We start from the raw sequence: 23,379 nt of genomic DNA, 5'->3' as shown, positions 1-23,379 counted from the left end.
GAGGTGAATCACTTTTGGTCCGACCATGGAGGCAACCCATATTTCGAAGAGCAGAAGGAGCCGGCATGGCAACGAAGCCAGCAGCAGATGAATCCAGTCCCGGAAGCGCGGCGGCCGGTCAACCTCCGAGGCGCAAGAAGGACAGGACCCACTGGCTGTACATCATGGTCATCGTCGCCGTCGTCCTGGGGGCGACGATCGGACTGGTTTTCCCCGAGGTCGGAAAATCGCTTAAGCCACTGGGCACCGCCTTCGTTGCGCTCATCAAGATGATCATTGCCCCGATCATCTTCTGCACCATCGTCCTGGGGGTCGGCTCGGTGGCCCGGGCCGCGACGGTCGGCAAGGTCGGAGGCCTGGCCCTGGGCTACTTCATCACGATGTCCACCTTTGCCCTGGCCATCGGCCTGCTGGTGGGCAACCTGATCCACCCCGGTTCGGGACTGCACCTGCAGCCCTACGAGGCGGCAGCCGGGGACCAGGACAGCGGAACCGTTGATTTCCTGATGAGCCTCATCCCCGGTTCCATCCCGGTGCTGCCCACCCTCGTGCTGGCACTTCTGGTCGGTTTTGCCCTGCAGTCCATGGGCAAATCCGGCGAGCCGGTCCTGAAAGGAATCCAGCACATCCAGGGGGTGGTCTTCAAGCTGATGATGATGATCATGTGGGCCGCGCCGATCGGCGCTTTTGGGGCCATCGCCGCAGTGGTCGGGGCCACCGGCTGGGCGGCCATTGGCTCCATGGCGATCCTCATGGGTTCCTTCTACATCACCTGTGCGCTGTTCATCCTCGTGATCCTGGGCTCGATCCTCAAGGCGGTGGCGGGACTGAACATCCTGAAGCTGATGAAGTACCTGGCCCGGGAATACCTACTGATCTTCTCCACCTCGTCCTCCGAATCGGCACTGCCGCGCCTGATGGCCAAGATGGAGCATGCCGGGGTCTCCCGGCCGGTGGTGGGCATCACCGTACCTACCGGCTATTCCTTCAACCTCGACGGCACGGCCATCTACCTGACCATGGCCTCGCTCTTCGTCTCCACCGCGATGGGGATGCCCATGAACCTGGGCGAACAGATTTCGTTGCTGGTGTTCATGATCATCGCCTCCAAGGGGGCCGCCGGGGTCACCGGCGCCGGACTGGCCACGCTGGCCGCAGGCCTGCAATCACACCGTCCCGAACTGCTCGACGGCATGGGGGTGATCGTGGGTATTGATAAGTTCATGTCAGAGGCCCGCGCGCTCACCAACTTCACCGGCAACGCGGTGGCCACCTTGCTCATCGGCAAATGGACCCGGGAAATCGACATGGAGCAAACCCGTGCGGTGCTCTCCGGCCAGCGCCCATTCGATGAGCTCTCGCTGGAGCCGGAGGCGTTTGAAGCCGAACCCGAGGCCGGGCACGCCCTGCCCGAGCCGCAGCTCACGCATTAGCAGAGCCAGGGGCCATGCCGTCGGCCGGTTCAGCCCGAGGGGGCGGACCGGCCGACGACGCCGCTCCTGCGGCCGGAAAGCCGTCCACTCGGGGTCAACCCTCGAGTTCAGCTTCAAGGTAAAGGCTCGCCGTTCACCGGCAAACCTGCGCCGTTGGGCACCAGCACGGCGATAGCCTAGAGGCTAAGCAGTGAGATACAAGCAACGATCGGAAGCGTGGTTCATACCGTGAGCGAGGAAAAGGGTTCGAGGACTCGGACGGCAGGTTTGCTGAAGGAGCCACCGGTGGTCGGTCCGACCGGGCGACCCCTGACGAAGTTCCCCGAACCACAGCCGTTGGAAAGCCACGGTCCGGCCCGCGTCATCGCCATGGTGAACCAGAAGGGCGGGGTCGGAAAAACGACCTCGACCATCAACCTGGCTGCGGCGCTCGCCGAATACGGTCGCAAGGTCCTCTTGGTCGACTTCGACCCGCAAGGGGCCCTCAGCGCCGGATTCGGGACCAACCCGCATGAACTGGACATCACCGTCTACAACGTGCTGCTTGAACGCAAGACCAGCATCCATGATGCGATCCTGAACACCGATGTCGAAAACATCGACCTGTTGCCGGCGAACATCGACCTCTCGGCCGCCGAGGTCCAGCTGGTTAATGAGGTCGCCCGCGAGCAGGTGCTTGAACGAGCCCTGCGCAAGGTTTCCGACGACTACGACGTCATCCTCATCGACTGCCAGCCATCGCTGGGCCTGCTGACGGTCAACGCGTTGACCGCCGCTCACGGGGTGATCATCCCCCTGACGGCCGAGTTCTTCGCCCTGCGTGCTGTCGCCCTGCTGGTGGAGACCATCGACAAGGTCCAGGACCGGCTGAATCCCTCGCTGCAGATCGACGGCGTCCTGACCACCATGTACGACGCCAGAACGTTGCACTCCCGGGAGGTCATCGGCCGACTCGTGGAGGCCTTCGGGGATCAGGTCTTCGAAACGGTGATCAAACGTACGATCAAGTTTGCCGATGCCAACGTCGCCGCCGAGCCGATCACCAGCTATGCGACCAACCATCCGGGGGCGGAGTCCTACCGGATGCTGGCCAAGGAGCTCATCAGCCGCGGCGGCGCCCCGTAATGAAGGCGGCGGACCTGGCGGACACCGTGTCGCCGTCCGCCGTGACCGAACCGGAGGCGACCGGTGGCTTCGCCGTGGCCCTGGAGAACTTCTCCGGGCCCTTCGACGTGCTGCTGAACCTCATCGGCAAACACCAGCTCGACATCACCGAGATCGCTCTGGCGAAGGTCACCGACGAATTCATCGCCTACCTGCGTGTCCTGCGTGAACGCGAGGGCGAAGGCGCCCTGGAGGAGACGACGTCGTTCCTGGTGGTGGCCTCCACCTTGTTGGACCTGAAGGCGGCACGATTGCTGCCCACCGGTGAGGTTGAATCCGATGAAGACATCGCCCTGCTCGAGGCCCGCGACCTCCTCTTCGCCCGGCTCCTGCAGTACCGGGCCTTCAAGGCCATCGCCGGGCAATTCTCGGAGCGCCTCGCCGAGGAAACCGAACGCTACCCACGCAGGGTCGCCCTCGAACCCGGTTTCGCGGCGTTGTTGCCCGAACTGGTCTTCACCACCAACCCGGCAACCTTGGCCCGGTTGGCCCGCAAAGCCATGGAACCTCAACCGGTCGAACCGACCGAAGTCGGTCTCGAACACCTGCACGCCCCCACGGTGAGCGTGCGAGAACAGGCCGAACTGATTGCCGCCCGCCTCACGGGGGGTGCCTCGGTCAGTTTCGCGGAGCTGGTGGCCGAAGCTCCGGAAACCCCCATGGTGATCGCCAAGTTCCTGGCCTTGCTGGATCTATTTCGTGACAGATTCGTCGGATTTGATCAGGCGGGCCCGCTGGGGGAGCTGCTGATCTTCTGGAACCAGGACGCCGGACCGTGGCAACCCGCAACGGAGACCGCAAACGATCAGCTGCCCGTGCCGGTCGCAGCAGCCCCCTCAGTACAGGAGGACCAGCCATGACCCAGGATGACGGCGGGGCGCAGTCCCGGACTGATGGGCTTCCCGTTGATGAACTTCCTGGCGGGGCGCGGGCGGCCATCGAGGCAGTGCTGATGGTCGCCGACGAACCGGTCACCGCGTTGCGGTTGGCAGAGGTTCTCGACGTGGAGGTGCAGCGAATCCGCGAACTGCTCCGTGAACTGCAAAACGACTATGACCTGCACCATGGTTTTGAGCTACGTGAGCTGGCAGGAGGCTGGCGGGTCTATTCAAAACGTGACTTTGCTCCCGTTGTCTCCCGCTTCGTCTTGGATGGGGCCACCTCCCGTTTATCGCAGGCTGCACTGGAGACGCTGGCGGTGATCGCCTACCGGCAACCGGTCTCCCGCGCCCGCATCGCGGCGATCCGCGGGGTCAACGTCGACTCCGTCGTCAGGACCCTTTCGCTGCGTGGTTTGGTCGCCGAAGAGGGGACGGATCCGACTTCGGGTGCCATGCTGTATCGGACCACCAACTATTTTCTGGAAAGATTGGGGGTGGACAGCGTGGCGGACCTGCCGCAGCTCTCCCCTCATCTGCCCGGACTGGACGACCTCGAGCACTACGACGACGTCCAGTTCTAAACCACCACCTCAGTATGTAACGAAGGAATCGACATGACCCAGGGATCCAATTCAGGCGCAGGCCGCGGCAATCAACGCCGGTCAACGCCCGGCCAGGGTGCCGGGCGCGGCGCTTCCGGACGACGACAGGACGGCCCGAAGCAGGGCCCCAAATCAGGGGGTAGCTTCGGCGCCAAGAAACAAGGCGCATCCAAGAAGGACCAGTCCCCTTCGGCCCCGCGTGGCCCGCAGGCCTTCGGCGGCGAACGCTTCGGCCGCAACCTCGGACCGGTGAAGAAGAACCGTCCGGCCTCCCAGAAACGCACCACACCGCGCACCGATCAGGGTCAGGACCAGGACGGCGTCCGTTTGCAGAAGGTGATGGCCAACGCAGGCGTCGCCTCACGCCGGGTCAGTGAGGAAATGATCACCGCCGGGCGAGTCGAGGTCAACGGAGAGATCGTCACCGAACTGGGCATCCGGGTGGACCCCTCCTCCGAGAGCATCCACGTCGACGGCATGCGTATCCAGCTGAACGAGACGATGAAGTACTTCGTCTTCAATAAGCCCCGCGGCGTCGTCTCCACGATGGAGGATCCCGAGGGCCGCCCATGCGTCTCGGACTTCCTGCGCAAGAAGAGCGAACGCCTTTTCCACGTGGGCCGCCTCGACGTGAACACCGAAGGGCTGCTGTTGCTCACCAACGATGGGGAGCTGGCCAACCGGTTGACCCACCCCTCCTACGAGATCCCCAAAACCTACCTGGTCCAGGTTCCCGGACCGATGGCCCACGGCATCGGTGCCGAAATGAAGAATGGCATCAAGCTCGAGGACGGCATCGCCAGCGTCGACTCCTTCAAACTCGTCGACTCCACTCCGGGCAAGGTACTGGTGGAGGTGATCCTGCACTCGGGGCGTAACCGGATCGTCCGTCGGCTTTTCGATGCTGTCGGCCACCCGGTCAAACGCCTGGTGCGCGTGCAGATGGGCCCGATCCGTCTGGGCGACCAGAAGCAGGGCACCATCCGTCAGCTCGGCCACCACGAAGTAGGCCACCTGCTTTCCGAAGTGGGTATGTAACTGGTGGTTGCTGCACACGTATCCGGGCCGGTGCTGGTGATCGGTACCGGACTGCTCGGCGCGAGCGTCGGACTCGGGTTGAGCCGGCTCGGCGTCCAGGTCTCGTTGGCCGATACCTCGCCGACCGCTGCGCGGGTTGCGCAGGATATTGGTGCCGGAACCCTGTACGAGCCCGGTGTCACGCCCGAGCCACAGCTGGTCGTGGTGGCATCGCCTCCGGACGTGACGGCTTCGGTGGTCTCCGACGCCCTCAGGGCGCACCCGCGGGCGACGGTGGTGGACATCGCCAGCGTCAAGACCTCCATTCTGCGCCGGCTGAAAGCCGATGAACGGCTGACCGAAACCGATTTATCCCGCTATGTGGGGACCCACCCCATGGCCGGGCGAGAGAAATCTGGTCCCGCGGCGGCCCGCGGCGAATTATTCACCGCCATGCCGTGGGTTATTTGTGCGCATCCGGGCTCCCGGGAATCCAGTGTGGTCATCGCCGCGGATCTGGCCATCGACCTGGGCGCCACCGTCCACCGGTTGGACGCCGGGGAACATGATGCAGCCGTCGCGCTCATCTCACATTTTCCACAGATCGCCTCCTCGCTCTTGGCCTCGCGACTGCTCAATGCCCCGGCTCATACGCTGGCCCTGGCCGGCAATGGGCTCCGCGATACGACCCGCATCGCCGCTTCGGACCCCCGGCTCTGGATCCAGATCCTGAGCAATAACGCCCCCGAACTCGTGGATATCCTCCACGGTCTGCGGGAAGACCTGAATCGGCTCATCTCCACGCTGGAGGACCCCGACGGCCCCGGTGCCCTGTTGGATCTGGCCGAACTCATGGGGGAGGGCAATGCCGGGCAGGCGCGGATCCCCGGCAAACACGGCTCCCCACCCCAGGCCTTCGCCGTGGTCACCGTCATCGTGGACGACCGTCCGGGGCAGATCGCCCACTTGCTGGCCGATGTCGGCGAAGCGGGAATCAACCTGGAGGACCTGCGGATGGAACACTCCTCGGGCCATCAGGTAGGTATGGTCGAAATCTCAGTTTTACCGGGGCGCAGCCAGGAACTCATGGAAGCCCTCACCGAACGCTCATGGAAGGTAGTGCAGTAAGTGCAGAATCTAGTGGTGGCCATCGACGGCCCATCAGGCAGCGGCAAATCATCGGTGTCGAAGGAGGTGGCCCGCCGGCTCGGCGCAGCCTACCTGGATACCGGTGCCATGTACCGGGCACTGACCTATGCCTGCCTCGAAGCCGGAACTGATCTCCACGACTCAGAAGCCATCATCACCGCGGTGAAGGCGGCCTCGGTGCAGATCGGTACCGAGCCCGACGCGGAACAGGTGACGGTCAATGGGGCCGACGTGTCCGAGGCCATCCGCGCCCCCCACGTCTCCGAGGCCGTCTCCTCGGTCGCCGTCATCCTTGAGGTCCGGGCTGAACTGGTTCGCCGCCAGCAGGAGATTATTGCCGGGCACGAGCGAATCGTCGCCGAAGGGCGAGACATCACCACCGTGGTGGCCCCCGACGCCCCGGCCAGGATCCTCCTCACCGCCCGTGAGGAAGTACGGATGGCCCGCCGCGGCTTGCAGCTCGGCGGCACCCAGAGCGGCGAGGACCTGCAGCGTCAGGTCGTCGCCCGCGACGCCAAGGATTCCACGGTCACCAGTTTCACCACTGCGGCCGACGGAGTGGTGACCGTCGATTCCTCCGACCTGGATTTCGAGCAGACGGTACAAGCAGTGCTCTCCGTCGTGGAGGCTGCCGACGCTCCGGCCTGATGAGCTTCGGGCCCCAAAGCGTGCAAAAATGGTAAGTGCTTCCGCGTAGGGCGGAAGCGGCGAACAAAGGAAACCCCTGAACATGACCGATCACGCCGCCGTTCCCGGCGACGGAGACGAATACGTCCCCTCGGGAGAGGACCACGTCGCCGAAAAACTTGACCTGATCACCGATGAAGAAGCCGAGCAACGCGCCGCTTCCTTGCGTGAAGGCCTAGCTGACTACGATCTCGACGACGAGGACACCGAGCTGCTGTCCCACCTCGACGACGATGACTTCGAGGTGACTGAGGAAAAGGCACCACCCGTGGTGGCCATCATCGGCCGACCCAACGTCGGCAAATCGACGTTGGTCAACCGGATCATCGGCCGCCGCGAAGCAGTGGTCGAGGATGTTCCCGGAGTCACCCGCGACCGGGTGTCCTACCGTGCCGAGTGGAGCGGACGTGACTTCACCCTGGTGGACACCGGCGGCTGGGAACACGACGCCAAGGGGATCCATGCCCGCGTCGCCGACCAGGCCGAGCTGGCAGCCGACCTATCCGACGCGATTGTTTTCGTCGTCGATTCCGCCGTCGGGGCCACCGCCACCGACGAACTGGTCGTGAAGATGCTGCGTCGGCAGAAGAAGCCGGTGTTCCTGGTGGCCAATAAGGTCGACGGGGAATCCCAGGAAGCCGATGCCGCCTCCCTCTGGAGCCTGGGCTTCGGCCAGCCGTACCCGGTCTCCGCCTTGCACGGGCGTGGCACGGCCGACCTGCTCGATGACCTGTTGGAGAAGCTGCCGGCCTATTCGGCGGTCGGCTCGCCGATCCCCACCGGAGGCCCCCGCCGGGTGGCCCTCATCGGGCGTCCGAACGTGGGCAAGTCCTCGCTGCTCAATAAGTTGGCAGGTTCTGAGCGCGTCGTCGTTGACGACACCGCAGGAACCACCCGAGACCCGGTGGACGAGCTGGTCGACATCGGTGGACGCACCTGGCGGTTCGTGGACACCGCAGGAATCCGTCGCCGCCAGCATATGGCCGTCGGCTCCGACTATTACGCGTCCTTGCGCACCCAATCGGCGCTGGAGAAGGCCGAAGTCGCCGTCGTCCTGTTGGCCGTCGACGAGGTCCTCAGCGAACAGGACGTGAGGATCCTGCAAACCGGCATCGATTCGGGCCGTGCCATGGTCCTGGCCTTCAATAAATGGGACTTGCTCGACGACGAACGCCGCCATTACCTCGAGCGGGAAGTCGAACAGGACCTGGCCCATGTTGACTGGGCGCCACGAGTGAATATTTCGGCGGCCACCGGGTGGCATAAGGAAAAACTCGTCCCGGCCCTGGACCTCGCGCTGGAATCCTGGGACCGTCGCATCCCCACCGGCAAGCTCAACGCCTTCTTCGGTGAACTCGTTTCCGCGCACCCGCACCCGGTGCGTGGGGGAAAGCAGCCGCGGATCCTCTTCGCCACCCAGGCCTCGTCGCGCCCACCGCGCTTCGTGCTGTTCACCACCGGATTCCTGGATCCCGGATACCGTCGGTTCATCACCCGGCGGCTGCGGGAGACCTTCAGTTTCGAAGGGACCCCGATCGAGGTCAGCATGCGCGTCCGGGAGAAGCGTGGGCGGTCAAAGTAGAACAGAAAATGAGGTAGAGTAGCCGAGGAGCTTTTCGCAGACGGCACCCGCCCCTCGTGGACGGGATAACGGCTGCGAAACCGCCGGGCTATGGCGCAGCTTGGTAGCGCGCCTGACTGGGGGTCAGGAGGCCGTGGGTTCGAATCCCGCTAGCCCGACCGGCCAAGAAGGACCTTGTCAGAACGAAACATCGTTCAGGCAAGGTCCTTCTTGCCGTGCTCTGCTCCGTACCTCCAGGACCGCGGATCAACCAGGTTTCGGCCCTGAGCTTTCCCGCCGTTCCTCTCTCGGGCACCGCGGGGATAAGACATCAGGGACGTCCTCGCAAACGCTCCGGGCTCAGATGATGACGACCAGCTTGCGTCGGGGGATAACCGGTAGGCTAGGCTTGATAAAACACTAAGTGGGCACGCCATTTGGGCGCTACCTGCCCCGATGGCCGAAGCAGGCACGTGGCATTTCAGGGAGGAAACACATGAGTGGCGAAAACCGTTGGGAGGACACCGCTGCGGACCGCAAGGAATCCGCTACGGAGACCACCAGCATCGGCTTGCCTCCGGCCAGCGATGAGAGCACTCCCGAGACGTCGCTGTCGACCGAGGAACGCTCGTCCGTCAACGCACTTCCCGAAGGCTCGGCCCTGCTGATTGCCCATTCCGGGCCGAACCGTGGGGCCCGTTTCCTGCTCGATGGGGAGCTGTCCACCGTGGGCCGGCATCCGGAGGCCGATATTTTCCTTGACGATGTCACGGTCTCGCGCAAGCACGCCCAGTTCCGCCGTGACGGCGAAGGATTCCAGGTCGTGGACTCCGGCAGCCTCAACGGCACCTATGTCAACGGTGACCGGGTGGACGCGGTGCGCCTGCGCACCGGATCCGAGGTCCGCATCGGCAAGTTCCGTCTCACGTTCTACTCGGGTACCGTCCCGACCACCGCCGCACGGCAGGACTGACGGTCATCCCTGTGGTTTCATCCGCACCTTCCCGACGGGGTCTCGGCGTCAGCGCCGACACCCCGCGGGCCAGTGTGCTCAATATCGGCGAGGTCCTCACCGAGCTCTCGGCGGACTTCCCGCAGATCACTGCCTCGAAGATCCGTTTCCTCGAGGAAAAGGGTCTGATCACCCCGCAGCGCACCGCCGCCGGATACCGCAAGTACACGGCCACCGATATCGACCGGCTGCGGTTCATCTTGTCCCTGCAACGGGACCAGTACCTTCCGCTGAAGGTCATCAAGGACTATTTGGACGCCGTCGACCGAGGCGAGCGCCCCGACCAGTTGGCGGGTGGCCTGACGTTGACCCCGCGCAGCGTGACCGACCAGCTGGCCCAGGAAATCGCCGGGCACACCCGGCCGCTGACCCGGGCCGAACTCCAAGGGGCGACGGGGGCTTCGGACGACCTCGTGTCGGAACTGTTGGCCTACGGAATCATCACCGAGGACGATCAGCGTTTCGATGAGCATGCCGTGCGCATCGCCACCGCCAGTGCCAAACTGGCTGGTCACGGGATCGAACCACGTCACCTGCGCGGTTTCCGTGCCGCTGCCGACCGTGAAATCGGTCTGGTCGAACGGGCCGTCGCCCCGTTAGCCAGCCGGCGTGATGTCTCCTCCCGCGCCAGCGCGGCAGAGACGGCGCGCGAAATCAGCGATGCCTGCCTGGCTCTGCATAGCGCCCTGGTCAACGGCTCGATCGCGAAGATGGACCACTAGGCGCTGCAGGAGGAACCCATGCGAGAGCTGATGCTCGTCGGAGTCCGGATCGAACTGCCCTCGAACCAGCCGTTGGTTCTCCTCAAGGAAATCGACGGCCCCCGCCACCTGCCGATCTGGATCGGTACGCCCGAGGCCTCGGCCATTGCCATGACCCAGCAGGGGATGGAAACGCCGCGACCGATGACCCACGACCTCCTCGAAACCATCACCTCGGCCCTGGGCCACCCCCTGATCGAGGCTCGTCTGCTGTCGGTCAAGGAAACCGTCTTCTACGCCGAGCTGGAGTTCGACGGCGGGGCCACCGTGGACTCGCGGGCTTCGGATGCCATCGCCTTCGCCTTGCGTGCGGGATGCCCCATCACCTGCACCGAGGAAGTCCTGGAGGAGGCGGGCGTCCTGGTCAACGACGAGGGCTCCACCGAGGAGGCAGCGGAGGACCAGGTGCGTGAATTCCGGGAGTTCCTCGCCGACGTCGAACCCGAGGATTTCGACGAGTAGCGACACGCCCTCAAGTTAAACTTGAAGGTCTTTGACGTGGGGCAGGTTCAGCCGTACCGTCAAAGCATAAGAATCCCATTGCTACGCTGTCCCATCACTCGGCACAGTGGACGGTATCCGATGCCGCCACGGTTCCCCGACAGCTGGCAAACTCCCTATTGGGGGGAGTTTTCAACGAGGAGGGTCCACGTGAGTCCGATAGGTGAGCATAGCGGGGCGTCAGGCCCAGGCCAGACGCGCACCGGAGTCAATTCCCAGGGCCTGCTGTTCACTGAGGATCTGCCGGTCCTGGACGAAGGCGCAGGATATCGCGGCACCGTGGTGTGCAAGGCGGCGGGCATCACCTACCGTCAGCTCGACTACTGGGCCCGCACCGGGCTGGTCGAGCCGGCAGTACGCGGGGCCGCCGGCTCCGGCAGCCAGCGACTCTATAGCTTCCGGGACATCCTGGTCCTCAAGGTCGTCAAACGACTGCTGGACACCGGGGTCTCCCTCCAACAGATCCGTTCCGCCGTCGTACACCTCCGCGAGCGTGGGGTGGAGGACCTGGCCCAGATCACGTTGATGAGCGACGGGGCATCCGTCTACGAATGCACCTCGGCCGACGAGGTCATCGACCTGGTACAGGGCGGACAGGGAGTCTTCGGCATCGCCGTCGGCCGTGTCTGGCGCGAAGTTGAAGGCAGCTTGGCCGAACTACCCAGCGAACACGCAGTCGTCGAGGAAGAGGTCTTCCCCGGAGACGAACTGGCGCGTCGTCGGGCGGCCAAGAAGTCGGCGAGCTAGAACCGTGATCGGCCCCGGTGCCCAGCACCGGGAAACGACGACGGCGCGCAACCCTGCGGGGTGCGCGCCGTTTCTTGTCGGTGGGTCCGGGGCCTCTAGGTGTCTGTGCCGCTCCGGGCCGGGCCGCTGGTGAGACCTGACAGGAGTTCATCGAAACGCGCTGCCGACTGGCGGGCGGCATCGCCAGGCCACTGGTGGACGGGGTAGGCGGCCCCCTGGATCTGCTGCCAGTTCGCCTGGTCGGGCAAGACGGGGGAGAGGAGAGCGTCACCGAACATGGTGCGCATTTCCTCGAGCCGGAAACGTTGTTCGGCCGAGGATTGGCGGACCCGGTTGGCCACCACTCCTGCGGTCTGCAGCCCCGGGACGAATTCGCTGCGGAAGAGTTCCAGGGCACGCAGGGTGCGTTCGGTTCCGGCCACCGAGAACAGGCTGGGTTCTGCCACGAGCAGCACGTCATTGCTTGCGGTCCAGGCCATCCGCGTCAGGCCGTTCAACGACGGCGGGCAATCAATCAGCACCAGCTCGTAGCGGGTCTGGCGCGAGAGCAACTGCTTCAGGCGGCGCAGGTGGCGCAACCGCAGATCGGGGCGGTCATAGATGCCACTGAAGGCCCCTCCAACGGCAACGTCGAGAATGGCCGGTCCGGTACTGGTGGAGACTTCCGGTGCCCTCGTGGTCCACGGGCTGGTGACGGCGGTGGCGGTAATATCGCCCCGCCGGGCATTCTTGAGCAGATGTCCGATGCCGTTCTCACCGTTGGGTTCCACACCCAGACCGGTGCTGGCATCGGCGTGGGGATCCAGATCCACCACCAGGGTCGGGATACCGGCGGCTAGCGCCGCCGACGCCAAACCGAGGGTGACCGACGTCTTACCAACGCCACCCTTGAGACTGCTGATGCTCACGACCTGCACGGAACGGACCACGACCTTACTGTGTTTATGCTGATTCGGCTCCCATCCATCATAGGGTGAGCCCACCATTCGACGCCTCCCCAGTCACGGTGTGGCTCAGGTCATGAAGAAATACAGTTTCAGCTGTGTGTTGGGCCACTGTAGGGTGAGCGCAGGCTTGAATCTACGCTTCGCGCCTGACGCACGGAGGCAAAACCCCCCGATTTTCGGGGAGACCGTTGCGTTCGTCCTGTCCGAACAGACACCATGCAGGAGAACCATGTTTTCAAAGGTTTTGGTAGCCAACCGCGGAGAAATCGCGATTCGCGCATTCCGTGCCGGCTACGAATTGGGTGCCAAGACGGTTGCCGTCTTCCCCTACGAGGACCGCGGCTCCATCCACCGCCAGAAGGCCGATGAGGCCTACCAGATCGGCGAGGAGGGCCACCCGGTCCGCGCCTATTTGGATGTGGAAGAAGTCATCCGTGTTGCCAAGGATTCCGGGGCGGATGCGATCTACCCGGGCTATGGATTCCTGTCGGAGAACCCCGACCTGGCCCGGGCCGCCGAAGAAGCAGGCATCACGTTCGTCGGACCGCCGGCCGATGTGCTGGAACTGGCAGGGAACAAGGTTCAGGCGCTGAAGGCAGCCAAGGCGGCGGGTATTCCGACCCTGGCCTCCTCCGAACCGAGCGACGACGCCGAATGGCTCATCGGTGAAGCCGATAAAATCGGGTTCCCCATCTTCGTCAAGGCGGTCGCCGGCGGCGGCGGTCGCGGCATGCGCCGGGTGGATACCCGTGAGGCGCTTCCCGAAGCCCTGGATGCTGCCATGCGTGAAGCAGCCACCGCCTTCGGCGACCCCACCATGTTCTTGGAAATGGCCGTCCTGCGCCCGCGTCATATTGAGGTCCAGATCCTCGCCGATGCCCACGGAGATGTGGTGCACCTCTTCGAGCGGGATTGCTCGCTGCAGCGCCGCCACCAGAAGGTCGTGGAAATCGCCCCGGCCCCGAACCTGGACGAAAACATCCGTCAGGCCCTCTATGCCGATGCCGTGAAGTTCGCCAAGGCGTTGAAATACCAGAACGCGGGAACCGTCGAATTCCTGGTCGACACGGTGGGGGAGCGCGCCGGGGAGCATGTGTTCATCGAGATGAACCCCCGGATCCAAGTCGAGCACACGGTCACCGAAGAGATCACCGACATCGACCTGGTCTCCGCCCAGATGCGTATCGCTGCCGGGGCATCGCTGTCGGATCTGGACATCCACCAGGACCAGCTGCGGATCCGCGGCGCCGCGCTGCAGTGCCGTATCACCACCGAGGACCCCGCCAACGGGTTCCGCCCCGACGTCGGCACGATCACCGTCTACCGTTCGGCCGGCGGCTCGGGCGTCCGACTGGACGGTGGCACCATCTACACCGGTGCCGTGGTGTCTCCCCATTTCGACTCCATGCTCGTCAAGCTCACCTGCCGCGGCCGCGACTACGAAGCTGCCGTGCGCCGGGCCCGCCGGGCGCTGGCGGAATTCCGGATTCGTGGCGTGGCCACCAATATCCCGTTCCTGATGAACGTGCTCGACGACCCACAGTTCATCGCCGGTGATGTCGCCACAGACTTCATCGATTCGCGTCCTGACCTGCTCGAGGGCAACCGTAGCCAGGACCGCGGCACCAAGGCCTTGTCGTTCCTGGCCGATGTGACCGTGAACCAGCCCAACGGCCCACGCCGCGAGGGCTTGGACCCGCGACAGAAGCTGCCGTACTACCCGGGCGATAAATCAGACCAGCCGATGCGCAGCCCCTTCGATGGCCCTTCGGAACACGAGCCGGCGTCCGGCTGGCGTCAGGTACTGCTCGATCGCGGGCCGGAGGGCTTCGCCGCCGAACTGCGTTCACGCACCGAGCTGGCGGTTACCGACACCACCTTCCGTGACGCCCACCAGTCGTTGCTGGCCACCCGCGTGCGCACCCGTGATCTGATCGCCGCGGCCCCTGCCTACGCCCACACGTTGCCGCAGCTGTTCTCCATGGAGGTCTGGGGAGGAGCGACTTACGATGTCTCGCTCCGATTCCTGGGTGAGGATCCGTGGAAGCGGCTGGAACTGCTGCGCGCCGAGCTGCCGAATATTCCGCTACAAATGCTCCTGCGCGGACGCAACACCGTCGGATACACTCCGTACCCGACGGAGGTGACCGATGTCTTCGTCCAGGAAGCGGCGGCAGCGGGAATCGATATCTTCCGCATCTTCGACGCGCTCAACGACGTGTCGCAGATGGCTCCGGCCATCAAGGCGGTCCGCGAGACCGGGACAGCTGTCGCGGAGGTGGCCCTCTGCTACACCGGGAACCTGCTGGACCCCGACGAGAAGCTCTACACGCTGGACTACTACTTGGACCTGGCCCAGCAGATCGTCGACGCCGGCGCCCATATCCTGGCGATCAAGGACATGGCTGGGTTGCTGCGCCCCGCGGCAGCCGCCCAGCTGGTGACCGCGCTGCGCGAACGCTTCGACCTGCCGGTGCACCTGCACACCCATGACACCGCAGGTGGACAGTTGGCGACGCTCATGGCGGCCTCCAACGCCGGGGTCGACGCCGTCGACGTCGCGGTGGCTTCCATGGCCGGGACCACGTCGCAGCCCTCCGAATCGGCATTGGTCGCCGCCCTGGCCAATACCGAACGCGATACCGGCATCTCCCTGGAGGCTGCTGCCTCGCTGGAACCGTATTGGGAGGCGGTCCGTGCCATGTATGGGCCCTTCGAATCGGGTTTGCCGGGGCCGACAGGGCGGGTCTACCGCCACGAGATCCCCGGTGGCCAGCTCTCGAACCTGCGCCAGCAGGCCAAGGCCCTGGGCCTGGCCGAGCGCTTCGAGGACATCGAAGAGATGTACACCGCAGCCAATGCGATCCTGGGCCGGCTGGTGAAGGTGACCCCGTCCTCAAAGGTCGTCGGAGATTTGGCGTTGCAGCTGGTGGGCATGAACGTGGACCCGAAGGAATTCGAGGCCAACCCCCAAGAATTCGATATCCCCGATTCGGTCATTCAGTTCCTTTCAGGGGAACTGGGAGATCCGCCCGGCGGGTGGCCCGAACCCTTCAGGACCAAGGCCCTGCAGGGACGCAACGTCAAGGTCCGGGTGGAGGAACTCGAACCCGAGGACCAGCAGGGCCTGGCCGGGGATTCGACGACCCGCCGCGCAACCCTGAACCGGCTGTTGTTCGCCGGACCAACCCGTGACTTCGAGAAGCTGCGGGCCGAATACGGCGATGTTTCGCTGCTCCACACCCGCGATTACCTCTACGGGCTGGTCCAGCACGCCGAACATGTGATCTCCCTGGGTAAGGGGGTGCGCCTGCTCGTGACCTTGCAGGCCATCTCCGAACCCGACGAGAAGGGCATGCGCACCCTGATGTGCACCTTGAACGGGCAGATGCGCCAGATCACGGTCCGTGACGACAACGTCGAATCCACGGTCAAGGCCGCGGAAAAGGCGGATACGGCGAATCCGGGGCACGTGGCTGCACCCTTCGCCGGCGCCGTGACCGCATCGGTCGAAGTGGGTGACATCGTCCCCGCAGGGGGCACCATCGCCACCATCGAGGCCATGAAGATGGAGGCGGCGATCACCTCGCCCGCCGGCGGCAAGGTGACACGTATCGCCATAGAGGGCACCGCTCAGGTCCAGGGCGGGGATCTCCTGGTGGTTCTGGAGGCCTAGAACCGCAGGATCCGCCCGCCACGGGACGTCCACCGACAACAGGTGGGCGTCCCGTCTTGCGTTAGGGTGATGGCTGACGTTCCTACAGCCAGTACTTTCCGCAGAGGATGCCATGACCCAGCCCCACCAGAACCACGACGACGACGAAGCCCCGGAGAACCCGGAACCGGCTCCGCAAGACGAGCTGGATGCCTCGGAGACCGGAACAGGCCCTGCGGCAGGGGAACCGGGCGAGGACCTGAAGCCGGCAGGTGCCGGCCACGGAGCCGCCGACCTACCGGATCTCTCCGATTGGCAGCCGGTGCAGCACGACGACGAAACAGCAGCAACGGAAACTTCCCAGGCCCGCCCGCAAGCCCACGGGGTCGTCATCCCCGCAGCGCCGACGCACCAGCCAGAGCCGAAGACCGACAGCGCCGAGGCGGCCGACGACTACCCGGCCACCGGCCAGGACACCGCCACGACCACCGCGGACGTCGGATCCGGAAGCGACCAGACCACGCAGGCAGCGGCACCCGAAAGCGCCTCGCAACTAACGGCTGACCGGCTCCTTGAACCCCGGAACCGCGAACCCGTGGGCGGCTGGCGTCGCCTGCTGTTCCGCGCCTCGCTGGGCAAGGTCAACGTCGGCGATTCCGACGCCGTGCGGATCCGCCGGCAAATGCACCACCGGATTTCCGCCTCGCTGCCGGGAACCACCCGCTACGTCCCCGTCCTCTCACGGAAGGGAGGCGTCGGTAAGACCACCGTAACCACCCTGCTGGGCATGGCGCTGGCCCAGATTCGTGAGGACCGGATCATCGCCCTGGACGCCAACCCCGACCGCGGCACGCTCAGCGACCGCTCACCGGGCAAATCGGAGTTCACCGCCCGGAACCTGGTCCAACACCGTTTCAGCGTGGACACCTTCGCCAAGCTCTCCTCCTACGCAGCCCGGGAGGGTTCGCGTCTGCATGTGTTGGCCTCGGATACCGATCCGCGGGTGGCCGAAGCATTCGATGACGCCGACTACCGTGCCGTCACCGATCTGCTTTCGAAGTACTACTCCATCGTGCTCACCGATTCCGGGACCGGGATGGTCCACACCGTCATGAAGGGCACCTTGGAAAAGGCCGATGCCGTCGTCTTGGTTTCCGGTGCCAGTGTCGACGAAGCAAGGTTGGCTTCCGAGACGCTGTCCTGGCTGGAGGCGCATGGACGCACCGAGCTGGCGAAGAACGCGATCGTGGTCATCAACCAGTCCTCCGGAACAGGTCGCGGCGTGAACGTGGAAGAGATCGAATCGCATTTCCGTTCCCGGGTGGCCACCGTCGTCCGCCTGCCGCACGATCCGCATCTGGCCGAGGGCTCCCGGGTCTCCTTGGACCGGCTGAAGCCGGGCACACGGGACGCGGTCATGGAGCTGGCTGCCTTGGTCGTCGACGAGCTGAAGGGCTGAATCTTTTGACCCACTACGATCTCGCCATCGTCGGATCCGGCTCCGGCAACTCACTGATCACCGGTTATTGGGACGACCAGAAGGTCGCCATCATCGATGCCGGGATCTTTGGTGGAACCTGCCTGAACGTGGGGTGCATCCCCACGAAGATGTTCGTGTATCCGGCCACCCTGGCCGCCTCCACCGCGCAGGCAGCCCGGCTCGGCGTCGACCTGGAACACCGCGGCACCGACTGGCCGGGGATCCGGGACAGGATCTTCGGGAGGATCGATGCCATCTCGGCCGACGGTCTGCGTTACCGGGACCAGGAACTCGAGAACGTGGACGTCTACACCGAAACGGTACGCCTGAGGGACCCCCACACGCTGGTCACCGAATCCGGACAGGTCATCACCGCCGACCAGGTCGTCCTGGCCTCGGGGTCCCGTGCCGTGCTGCCTGACGTTCCCGGTGTCGAGCTACCCCAGGTCCACACCTCCGATACCGTCATGCGTCTGGAGGCGCTGCCGGAACGGGTGCTGATTGTTGGTGGTGGCTTCATTGCCGCCGAATTCGCCCATGTCTTCCACGGTTTGGGTTCCGAGGTCATTCAGGTCAACCGTTCCTCGGCTTTGTTGCGCCATCACGATGAGGAGATCTCCAGGAGGTTCACACGGGCCGCGGGGCAACGCTGGACGCTGAAGCTGGATCATGCACTCAGCGCTGTCACCGAGAACGACGACGGAAGCGTCACCGGGCATTTCGAGACCGCAGACGGGCCCGTCGAGGTGAGGGCCGACGTCGTGCTGATGGCCACGGGCCGGGTGCCGAACTCGGACCGGCTCCACGCGGAGGCTGCCGGATTGGACCTCGAACCCGATGGCCGCCTGGCGGTGGACGAGTACCAGCGCGTGCTCTCCGGCGGGCAGGCCGTGCCCGGATGCTATGCCTTGGGTGATGCCTCCAATGAATACCAGCTCAAACATGTCGCCAACCGCGAGGCACGGGTGGTGACCCATAACCTCGAACATCCCACGAACCTTCGCTCCACCGACCGTTCGTTCGTCCCGGCGGCGGTTTTCACCGATCCGCAGATTGCCGCGGTGGGTCTCACCGCCGAACAGGCCCGGGCCCAAGCGCAGGACCCCGAGGACGTCGTGACCGTCGTGCAGGATTATGGCTCCACTGCCTACGGGTGGGCGATGGAAGACCAGGAAGGCCTTGTCAAGCTGGTCGCCTCCCGTTCCACGGGTCTGCTGCTCGGCGCCCATGTGATGGGCCACGAGGCCTCGATCCTCATCCAACCACTGATCCAGGCCATGGCCACGGGGCTCGGGGTGATCGAGATGGCGCGGCGTCCGTTCTGGATCCACCCCGCGCTGACCGAGGTCGTGGAGAATGCCCTCTTGGGTCTGGACCTGCCGTTTGGCCAGGACGCGCCCCTGTAGCGAAGCGACACATCGGTGCACGCAGAAAAGGCCGGGCCACGCAGCATGCGTGGCCCGGCCTTCTGGCTGAGGGCCCCGGCGTCGGCGACGGGGCCCTCAGAGGGTCAGGAAGGTTTCTTGGCTGAGTAGATCTCCTCGACGACCATTTCGAAGTCCTTGAGCACTTGGCCGCGCTTGACCTTCAACGAAGGGGTCAGGTGGCCGGAAGCCTCGGAGAAGTCCGTGGGGACGATGCGGAAGGCCTTGATGGCCTCGGCATGGGAAACCGTCTGGTTGGCCTTGTCGATGACGGCCTGGACGTTTTGACGGACCTTGGGGTGCTCGGAGGCCTGCGCCACGGTCAAAGAACCGAGCTGGTGGCGGCTCAACCAGCCGGGTAGGGCCTCTTCGTCGAGGGTGACCAAGGCCGAGATGAACGGACGGTTATCCCCGACCACCAGTGCCTGGGAGACCAGGGCATCGGCACGGATCTGGTCCTCGAGCAAGCCGGGAACCACGTTCTTCCCGCTGGCGGTCACGAGGATTTCCTTTTTGCGTCCGGTGATCTTCAGGAACCCGTCTTCGTCGAGTTCACCGATATCTCCGGTCCGGAACCAATCGCCGTCGAACGCCTCGGCCCGCAGGTCGGGACGGTTATGGTATCCGGCCATGAGGCAGACACCCTGGGTGAGGATCTCGCCGTCGTCCGCGATCTTCACCGCGTTGCCGGGCAACGGCTTGCCGACGGTGCCGATCTTTAGCTTGCTCGGGGTGTTCACGGTGATGGGGGCGGTGGTCTCGGTGAGGCCGTAGCCCTCGAGGATCATCAAACCGGCACCGTTGAAGAAGTGTCCGAGGCGTTCGCCCAGCGGGCCGCCACCGGAGACCGCGTACTGGATGCGTCCGCCCATGGCCTCGCGGATCTTCGAGAAGACGAGCTTATCGAAGAGTCCGTGGCGTAGCTTCAACGCCAGCGGCACCGAACCCTCGCCGTGGGCGCGGGAGTACTGCACTGCGGTTTTCGCCGCGGCGTGGAAGATCTTCGCCTTCACATTGCTGGCATCCTCGGCCTTGAGCATCGAGGAGTTGTAGACCTTTTCGAAGACCCGGGGGACGGCCAAAATGAAGGTGGGCTTGAAGCCCTGCAGGTCAGGCAGCAGGTTCTTGATGTCGGGGGTGTGGGCGACCTTGGCCCCACCGGCGACGGCCAGTACCGAGATGAAGCGGGCGAACACATGGGCCAGGGGCAGGAACATGATGGTCGAGGAACCCTCATGCACGCATTCGGGCAGGGCCGCCTGGGCATTGCGGGAGAGTTCCACGAAGTTCAGGTGCGTCAACTCGCAGCCCTTGGGACGCCCGGTGGTGCCCGAGGTGTAGATAATGGTTGCCACGGTCTCCAGCCCCATGGAGGAGCGGCGTGCTTCGAGTTCCTCGTCGCTGATATCGGCGCCGGCGGTGCGCAGGACGTCGAGCCCGTCTCCTTCCATTTGCCAGATATGGTCGATGTCTTCGAGCTGCTCCTGAATGGAGGCCTGACGGATCACGTTCTCGTGGTTCGGTGACTCAACGATGGCCGCCGCGGCACCGCAATCGCCGAGGATCCAGGCAACCTGGCTGGGGGAGGAGGTCTCGTAGACCGGAACGGAAATGCATCCGGCGAACCAGATCGCAAAATCGACCAGCGTCCACTCGTAGCGGGTCCGGGACATGATGCCGACCCGGGAGCCCTTCTCGAGCCCCGAGGCGATCAGGCCCTTAGCCAGGGCGCTCGCATCGTCCCTGAACTCCCGGGCCGAGACATCGATCCATCCGCCGTGACCATCGGGCCGCGAGAACAGCATCGGGTTGGTCCCGTTCGCTTTTTCCAGCACGAAATCCGTGGTGTTGGACGTCGCGGGGCTGACCACGAGCGGGGGTACGCTGAACTCTCGCACGATGTGCTCCTCTACTTCAGTAGGCTCTTCAGATTGGACATCTGACGATGGGGATCGTCATCCAAGCATAGTGTGTTGTATCACTAACCTACTCGCTAGTAACTTACGGTGCCAACATCGGGCCAGGGAAGGGAATCGCCATGGGCACGACTCGGGACGCCCACTGGGCCATCGGACTGGATATCGGCGGCACAAAAATCGCCGGGGGCATCGTCGATGAGGCAGGGAAACTCCTTCACCGCGCCCAGCATTCGACCCCCGGCTCCAGCCCCCAACAGGTCGAACAGGCGGTGGTGGACCTCGTGACCGGACTGCGTCGCTGGGCCCCCCGCGCCCCGATCGGCGTCGGGGCGGCCGGCTGGATGAATCCCGAAACGGGCACCGTGCTCTTCAGCCCGCATTTGGCCTGGCGCAATGAACCCCTGCGTGACCGGCTGGCCACCGTCCTGGGCGGCACGGTCTGCGTGGTCAACGACGCCGACGCGGCAGGCTGGGCGGAATACCGTTTTGGTGCCGGACAGGGGGAACCGAATCTGGTGTGCTTGACCCTCGGCACCGGAATCGGCGGTTCGCTGGTCGCCGGAGGGCAGCTGCGACGAGGTCGTTTTGGGTTGGCCGGCGAGTTTGGCCACCAGGTCATCCACCCCGGAGGCCACCGCTGCGAATGCGGAAACCGTGGATGCTGGGAACAATATGCTTCCGGAAACGCCCTGGGGCGTGAAGGCCGCGAACTGGCCCGGGCCAACTCCCCGGTGGCCCATACGCTGCTGGACGCGGCGGAAGGGGACGTGGAGGCCATCAACGGGGCGTTGGTGACCGAATTGGCAGCCGCGGGGGATCCTGCCTGCCAGGAGCTCATCATTGATGCCGGCCAATGGTTGGGCCTGGGACTAGCCAATCTGGCCGCGGCCTTGGATCCCGGGACCTTTGTCATCGGTGGCGGTCTGGGGTCGGCCTCCACTCGTCTGCTGGAGGAAGCCGAAACGTCGTACCGGAAGAACCTCACCGGCCGCGGGTACCGGCCCTTCGCCGACATCCGGCAGGCGGGGCTGGGGGCCGATGCCGGACTCATCGGTGCCGCCGATCTCGCCCGGCAGACCGGTTAGACCCTGGCGCCGTTATCGCCTTCCTGACGGTGCCGCGGGAGCCTGAAGGCCAGATAGCCGGCGGAAGCGACAAAGACCACGCATAAGGTCAACCAGACCCCCATCGGGGCCGAACGCCACAGGATGGCCAAGAGCAAGAGGGCGATCGGTGCCCCTGCGGCACAGGTCCAGGCCAGGACCGTCAGCGGATTTCCCGAGCCCAAGGCCGGAGGATCCTCCGGCGTCCAGTCCTCCTCGGGCTCCTCGAGCAGTTCGTAATCGCGCGGCCCTCCGGCTGGCCGGAGCACAGGGACCGGTTCATCGAGAGGCTCCGGTTCCGGGGCCGGCGAAGCGGTCGCCTCGGTGTCCGGATCGATATCCACACCGACGTCATCGAGCCGGCTGACCAGATCCTGCCAGGCGGCCTCGTCGGCGGCCCGATCGCGGGGGGAGCGCGAGTTGTCCTCAGCCATGAGCATGGCCTCCCAGGGCGTCGAAGAAGGCGAGTGAGCCGTCGAAGATCGCTGCGGCGTCGTAATCAAGGGTCGCGACATGCAGACTACGTTCCAGATACCTCAGCTGCAGCCGCGGCACCCCGGAAGGGTGCATGCCCACCAATTCGCGTCGCAGGACATTCAAACCCGCCTCGGAAACGATATGGTCCACCACCGAGCGGAAAACGAACACCGGGGCTTCGATGGCGCTGAGGTTCTTCCGCGTCGCGTGGATGAGCTGCCGTAGTTCGTGCACCGCGGCCACCGGGGTCCGCGGGTAGGCGCCCTCATCCTGGCCGGGACGGGCAATGTCGTTGGCGATGGCGGGGACCGAGGGGATGAAGTGTTTCAGAACCCCGGTCAGTGCCGCGGTCCGGTCCACCATGCTCAGGGCCGGGTTAACCAGGGCGAGCCCTGCCGGTTTCCGAGTGATTCCCAAGTGCAGGGCCAGCGTCCCGCCCATGGACAGACCCACGACGAAAACCTTGCGGTGTGAAGCGGCCAGCAGATCGAATTCGGCCTCGACGGCGGCTGTCCAGGCGGAGCGGGGGGTCCTGGCCAGGTCCTGCCACGTGCTCCCATGCCCGGGCAGAACCGGAAGGGAGACCGTATAGCCGCCCATCAGGAGGGCGTCGGCCCAGGGGCGCATACTGCGCGGGCTGGACGTAAAACCGTGGATCACCAAGACCGCATCGCCGTTGCCACCACGGACCCGGAAGCCTTCGGACGCGTCGGATGGGGCCGTTGCCGAGAATTCCATAGCGCTCCCAAGCAGGCCGGGGATCGTGCCCCGGGGTGAATATGTGCCTAGAGTAGAGCCTAACCGACATGGGGTCCGTGCGAGGCGGGCGCCCGACGACCTGCCCGGCGGAAGGCTCCCA

At 64.9% G+C, this 23,379-nt stretch carries 20 protein-coding genes and 1 tRNA gene; 17 read left to right on the top strand and 4 right to left on the bottom strand.

Translation table 11 applies throughout. The annotated features are described in order from the left end of the window. Positions 1–65: 65 nt before the first annotated feature. The 13 genes from CIK75_RS02680 (at position 66) to CIK75_RS02620 (ending at position 11,515) form a co-directional block, all read left to right on the top strand. Complete coding sequence (locus CIK75_RS02680) at positions 66–1,433, top strand: cation:dicarboxylase symporter family transporter (RefSeq protein ID WP_096223141.1); 1,368 nt, start codon at positions 66–68, stop codon at positions 1,431–1,433. A 228-nt stretch (positions 1,434–1,661) separates the two neighbouring features. Then, positions 1,662–2,558 carry an AAA family ATPase gene (locus CIK75_RS02675; RefSeq protein ID WP_086994633.1) on the top strand — a complete coding sequence of 299 codons (897 nt, stop codon included), beginning with the start codon at positions 1,662–1,664 and terminating at the stop codon, positions 2,556–2,558. Between the two features lie 41 nt (positions 2,559–2,599). Next, positions 2,600–3,457 (top strand): segregation/condensation protein A, encoded by an 858-nt coding sequence (locus tag CIK75_RS02670; RefSeq protein ID WP_241895243.1) that lies wholly within the window; start codon positions 2,600–2,602, stop codon positions 3,455–3,457. Further along, the gene (gene scpB / locus CIK75_RS02665; RefSeq protein ID WP_096223139.1) at positions 3,454–4,059 is read left to right on the top strand and encodes an SMC-Scp complex subunit ScpB; all 606 of its coding nucleotides are present in this window, start codon (positions 3,454–3,456) and stop codon (positions 4,057–4,059) included. The genes CIK75_RS02670 and scpB overlap by 4 nt, the downstream gene beginning before the upstream one ends. Before the next feature lie 33 nt (positions 4,060–4,092). Further along, complete coding sequence (locus CIK75_RS02660) at positions 4,093–5,118, top strand: pseudouridine synthase (RefSeq protein WP_096223138.1); 1,026 nt, start codon at positions 4,093–4,095, stop codon at positions 5,116–5,118. 3 nt (positions 5,119–5,121) lie between these two features. After that, complete coding sequence (locus CIK75_RS02655) at positions 5,122–6,225, top strand: prephenate dehydrogenase (RefSeq protein WP_096223137.1); 1,104 nt, start codon at positions 5,122–5,124, stop codon at positions 6,223–6,225. Beyond that, complete coding sequence (gene cmk, locus CIK75_RS02650) at positions 6,226–6,894, top strand: (d)CMP kinase (RefSeq protein WP_096223136.1); 669 nt, start codon at positions 6,226–6,228, stop codon at positions 6,892–6,894. It begins immediately after the preceding gene. Between the two features lie 82 nt (positions 6,895–6,976). Next, positions 6,977–8,515 (top strand): ribosome biogenesis GTPase Der, encoded by a 1,539-nt coding sequence (gene der, locus CIK75_RS02645; protein ID WP_096223135.1) that lies wholly within the window; start codon positions 6,977–6,979, stop codon positions 8,513–8,515. Between the two features lie 84 nt (positions 8,516–8,599). Further along, positions 8,600–8,673, top strand: a tRNA-Pro gene (locus CIK75_RS02640). A 317-nt stretch (positions 8,674–8,990) separates the two neighbouring features. Further along, complete coding sequence (locus CIK75_RS02635) at positions 8,991–9,467, top strand: FHA domain-containing protein (protein WP_086994558.1); 477 nt, start codon at positions 8,991–8,993, stop codon at positions 9,465–9,467. Positions 9,468–9,541: 74 nt separating this feature from the next. Then, positions 9,542–10,228 carry a MerR family transcriptional regulator gene (locus CIK75_RS02630; protein WP_241895255.1) on the top strand — a complete coding sequence of 229 codons (687 nt, stop codon included), beginning with the start codon at positions 9,542–9,544 and terminating at the stop codon, positions 10,226–10,228. 18 nt (positions 10,229–10,246) lie between these two features. Then, complete coding sequence (locus CIK75_RS02625) at positions 10,247–10,729, top strand: bifunctional nuclease family protein (RefSeq protein WP_096223134.1); 483 nt, start codon at positions 10,247–10,249, stop codon at positions 10,727–10,729. Between the two features lie 198 nt (positions 10,730–10,927). Then, the gene (locus CIK75_RS02620) at positions 10,928–11,515 is read left to right on the top strand and encodes a MerR family transcriptional regulator (RefSeq protein ID WP_198962379.1); all 588 of its coding nucleotides are present in this window, start codon (positions 10,928–10,930) and stop codon (positions 11,513–11,515) included. Between the two features lie 95 nt (positions 11,516–11,610). On the opposite strand, the gene CIK75_RS02615 is transcribed toward CIK75_RS02620, so the two are convergent. Beyond that, positions 11,611–12,432, bottom strand: a complete 822-nt coding sequence (locus tag CIK75_RS02615) for a ParA family protein (protein ID WP_096223152.1) — start codon at positions 12,430–12,432, stop codon at positions 11,611–11,613. A 259-nt stretch (positions 12,433–12,691) separates the two neighbouring features. On the opposite strand from CIK75_RS02615, the gene CIK75_RS02610 reads away from it, so the two are divergent. The 3 genes from CIK75_RS02610 to CIK75_RS02600 all read left to right on the top strand — a co-directional run bounded on the left by CIK75_RS02610 (position 12,692) and on the right by CIK75_RS02600 (position 19,003). After that, positions 12,692–16,138, top strand: a complete 3,447-nt coding sequence (locus tag CIK75_RS02610; protein WP_096223132.1) for a pyruvate carboxylase — start codon at positions 12,692–12,694, stop codon at positions 16,136–16,138. 112 nt (positions 16,139–16,250) lie between these two features. Continuing rightward, entirely contained in the window at positions 16,251–17,576 is a 1,326-nt protein-coding gene (locus CIK75_RS02605) for a MinD/ParA family protein (RefSeq protein WP_096223131.1), read from the top strand. A 5-nt stretch (positions 17,577–17,581) separates the two neighbouring features. Then, positions 17,582–19,003, top strand: coding sequence for a mycothione reductase (locus CIK75_RS02600; RefSeq protein ID WP_096223130.1), 1,422 nt, complete (start codon positions 17,582–17,584; stop codon positions 19,001–19,003). A gap of 104 nt (positions 19,004–19,107) precedes the next feature. Here the strand turns inward: CIK75_RS02600 and CIK75_RS02595 are convergent, their stop codons facing one another. After that, a complete protein-coding gene (locus tag CIK75_RS02595) occupies positions 19,108–20,919 on the bottom strand; it encodes a long-chain fatty acid--CoA ligase (protein WP_086994542.1) in 1,812 nt (603 codons plus the stop codon). A gap of 140 nt (positions 20,920–21,059) precedes the next feature. On the opposite strand from CIK75_RS02595, the gene CIK75_RS02590 reads away from it, so the two are divergent. Beyond that, the gene (locus CIK75_RS02590; RefSeq protein WP_096223129.1) at positions 21,060–22,025 is read left to right on the top strand and encodes an ROK family protein; all 966 of its coding nucleotides are present in this window, start codon (positions 21,060–21,062) and stop codon (positions 22,023–22,025) included. Here CIK75_RS02590 and CIK75_RS02585 read toward each other — a convergent pair. Both CIK75_RS02585 and CIK75_RS02580 read right to left on the bottom strand, forming a co-directional pair. Continuing rightward, a complete protein-coding gene (locus CIK75_RS02585) occupies positions 22,022–22,477 on the bottom strand; it encodes a hypothetical protein (RefSeq protein WP_096223151.1) in 456 nt (151 codons plus the stop codon). The two genes, CIK75_RS02590 and CIK75_RS02585, sit on opposite strands and share 4 nt — an antisense overlap. Beyond that, positions 22,470–23,258 carry an alpha/beta fold hydrolase gene (locus CIK75_RS02580; protein ID WP_096223128.1) on the bottom strand — a complete coding sequence of 263 codons (789 nt, stop codon included), beginning with the start codon at positions 23,256–23,258 and terminating at the stop codon, positions 22,470–22,472. Before CIK75_RS02580 ends, CIK75_RS02585 begins: the two co-directional genes overlap by 8 nt. Positions 23,259–23,379: the final 121 nt, after the last annotated feature.

Origin of the sequence: Glutamicibacter sp. BW78 (assembly GCF_002332245.1) — a bacterium.
GTDB lineage: Bacteria > Actinomycetota > Actinomycetes > Actinomycetales > Micrococcaceae > Arthrobacter_H > Arthrobacter_H rhombi_A.
Note: the sequence above shows the minus strand (reverse complement) of the source record. Positions and strands in the feature narration are given on the sequence as shown.

Excerpts from the sequence above, each read along its gene's own strand:
- CIK75_RS02585 (WP_096223151.1), bottom strand. The coding sequence starts at position 22,477 with ATGGCTGAGGACAACTCGCGCTCCCCCCGCGATCGGGCCGCCGACGAG.
- CIK75_RS02605 (WP_096223131.1), top strand. The coding sequence starts at position 16,251 with ATGACCCAGCCCCACCAGAACCACGACGACGACGAAGCCCCGGAGAAC.
- der (WP_096223135.1), top strand. The coding sequence starts at position 6,977 with ATGACCGATCACGCCGCCGTTCCCGGCGACGGAGACGAATACGTCCCC.
- CIK75_RS02590 (WP_096223129.1), top strand. The coding sequence starts at position 21,060 with ATGGGCACGACTCGGGACGCCCACTGGGCCATCGGACTGGATATCGGC.
- CIK75_RS02580 (WP_096223128.1), bottom strand. The coding sequence starts at position 23,258 with ATGGAATTCTCGGCAACGGCCCCATCCGACGCGTCCGAAGGCTTCCGG.
- CIK75_RS02680 (WP_096223141.1), top strand. The coding sequence starts at position 66 with ATGGCAACGAAGCCAGCAGCAGATGAATCCAGTCCCGGAAGCGCGGCG.
- CIK75_RS02625 (WP_096223134.1), top strand. The coding sequence starts at position 10,247 with ATGCGAGAGCTGATGCTCGTCGGAGTCCGGATCGAACTGCCCTCGAAC.
- scpB (WP_096223139.1), top strand. The coding sequence starts at position 3,454 with ATGACCCAGGATGACGGCGGGGCGCAGTCCCGGACTGATGGGCTTCCC.
- CIK75_RS02610 (WP_096223132.1), top strand. The coding sequence starts at position 12,692 with ATGTTTTCAAAGGTTTTGGTAGCCAACCGCGGAGAAATCGCGATTCGC.
- CIK75_RS02660 (WP_096223138.1), top strand. The coding sequence starts at position 4,093 with ATGACCCAGGGATCCAATTCAGGCGCAGGCCGCGGCAATCAACGCCGG.
- CIK75_RS02635 (WP_086994558.1), top strand. The coding sequence starts at position 8,991 with ATGAGTGGCGAAAACCGTTGGGAGGACACCGCTGCGGACCGCAAGGAA.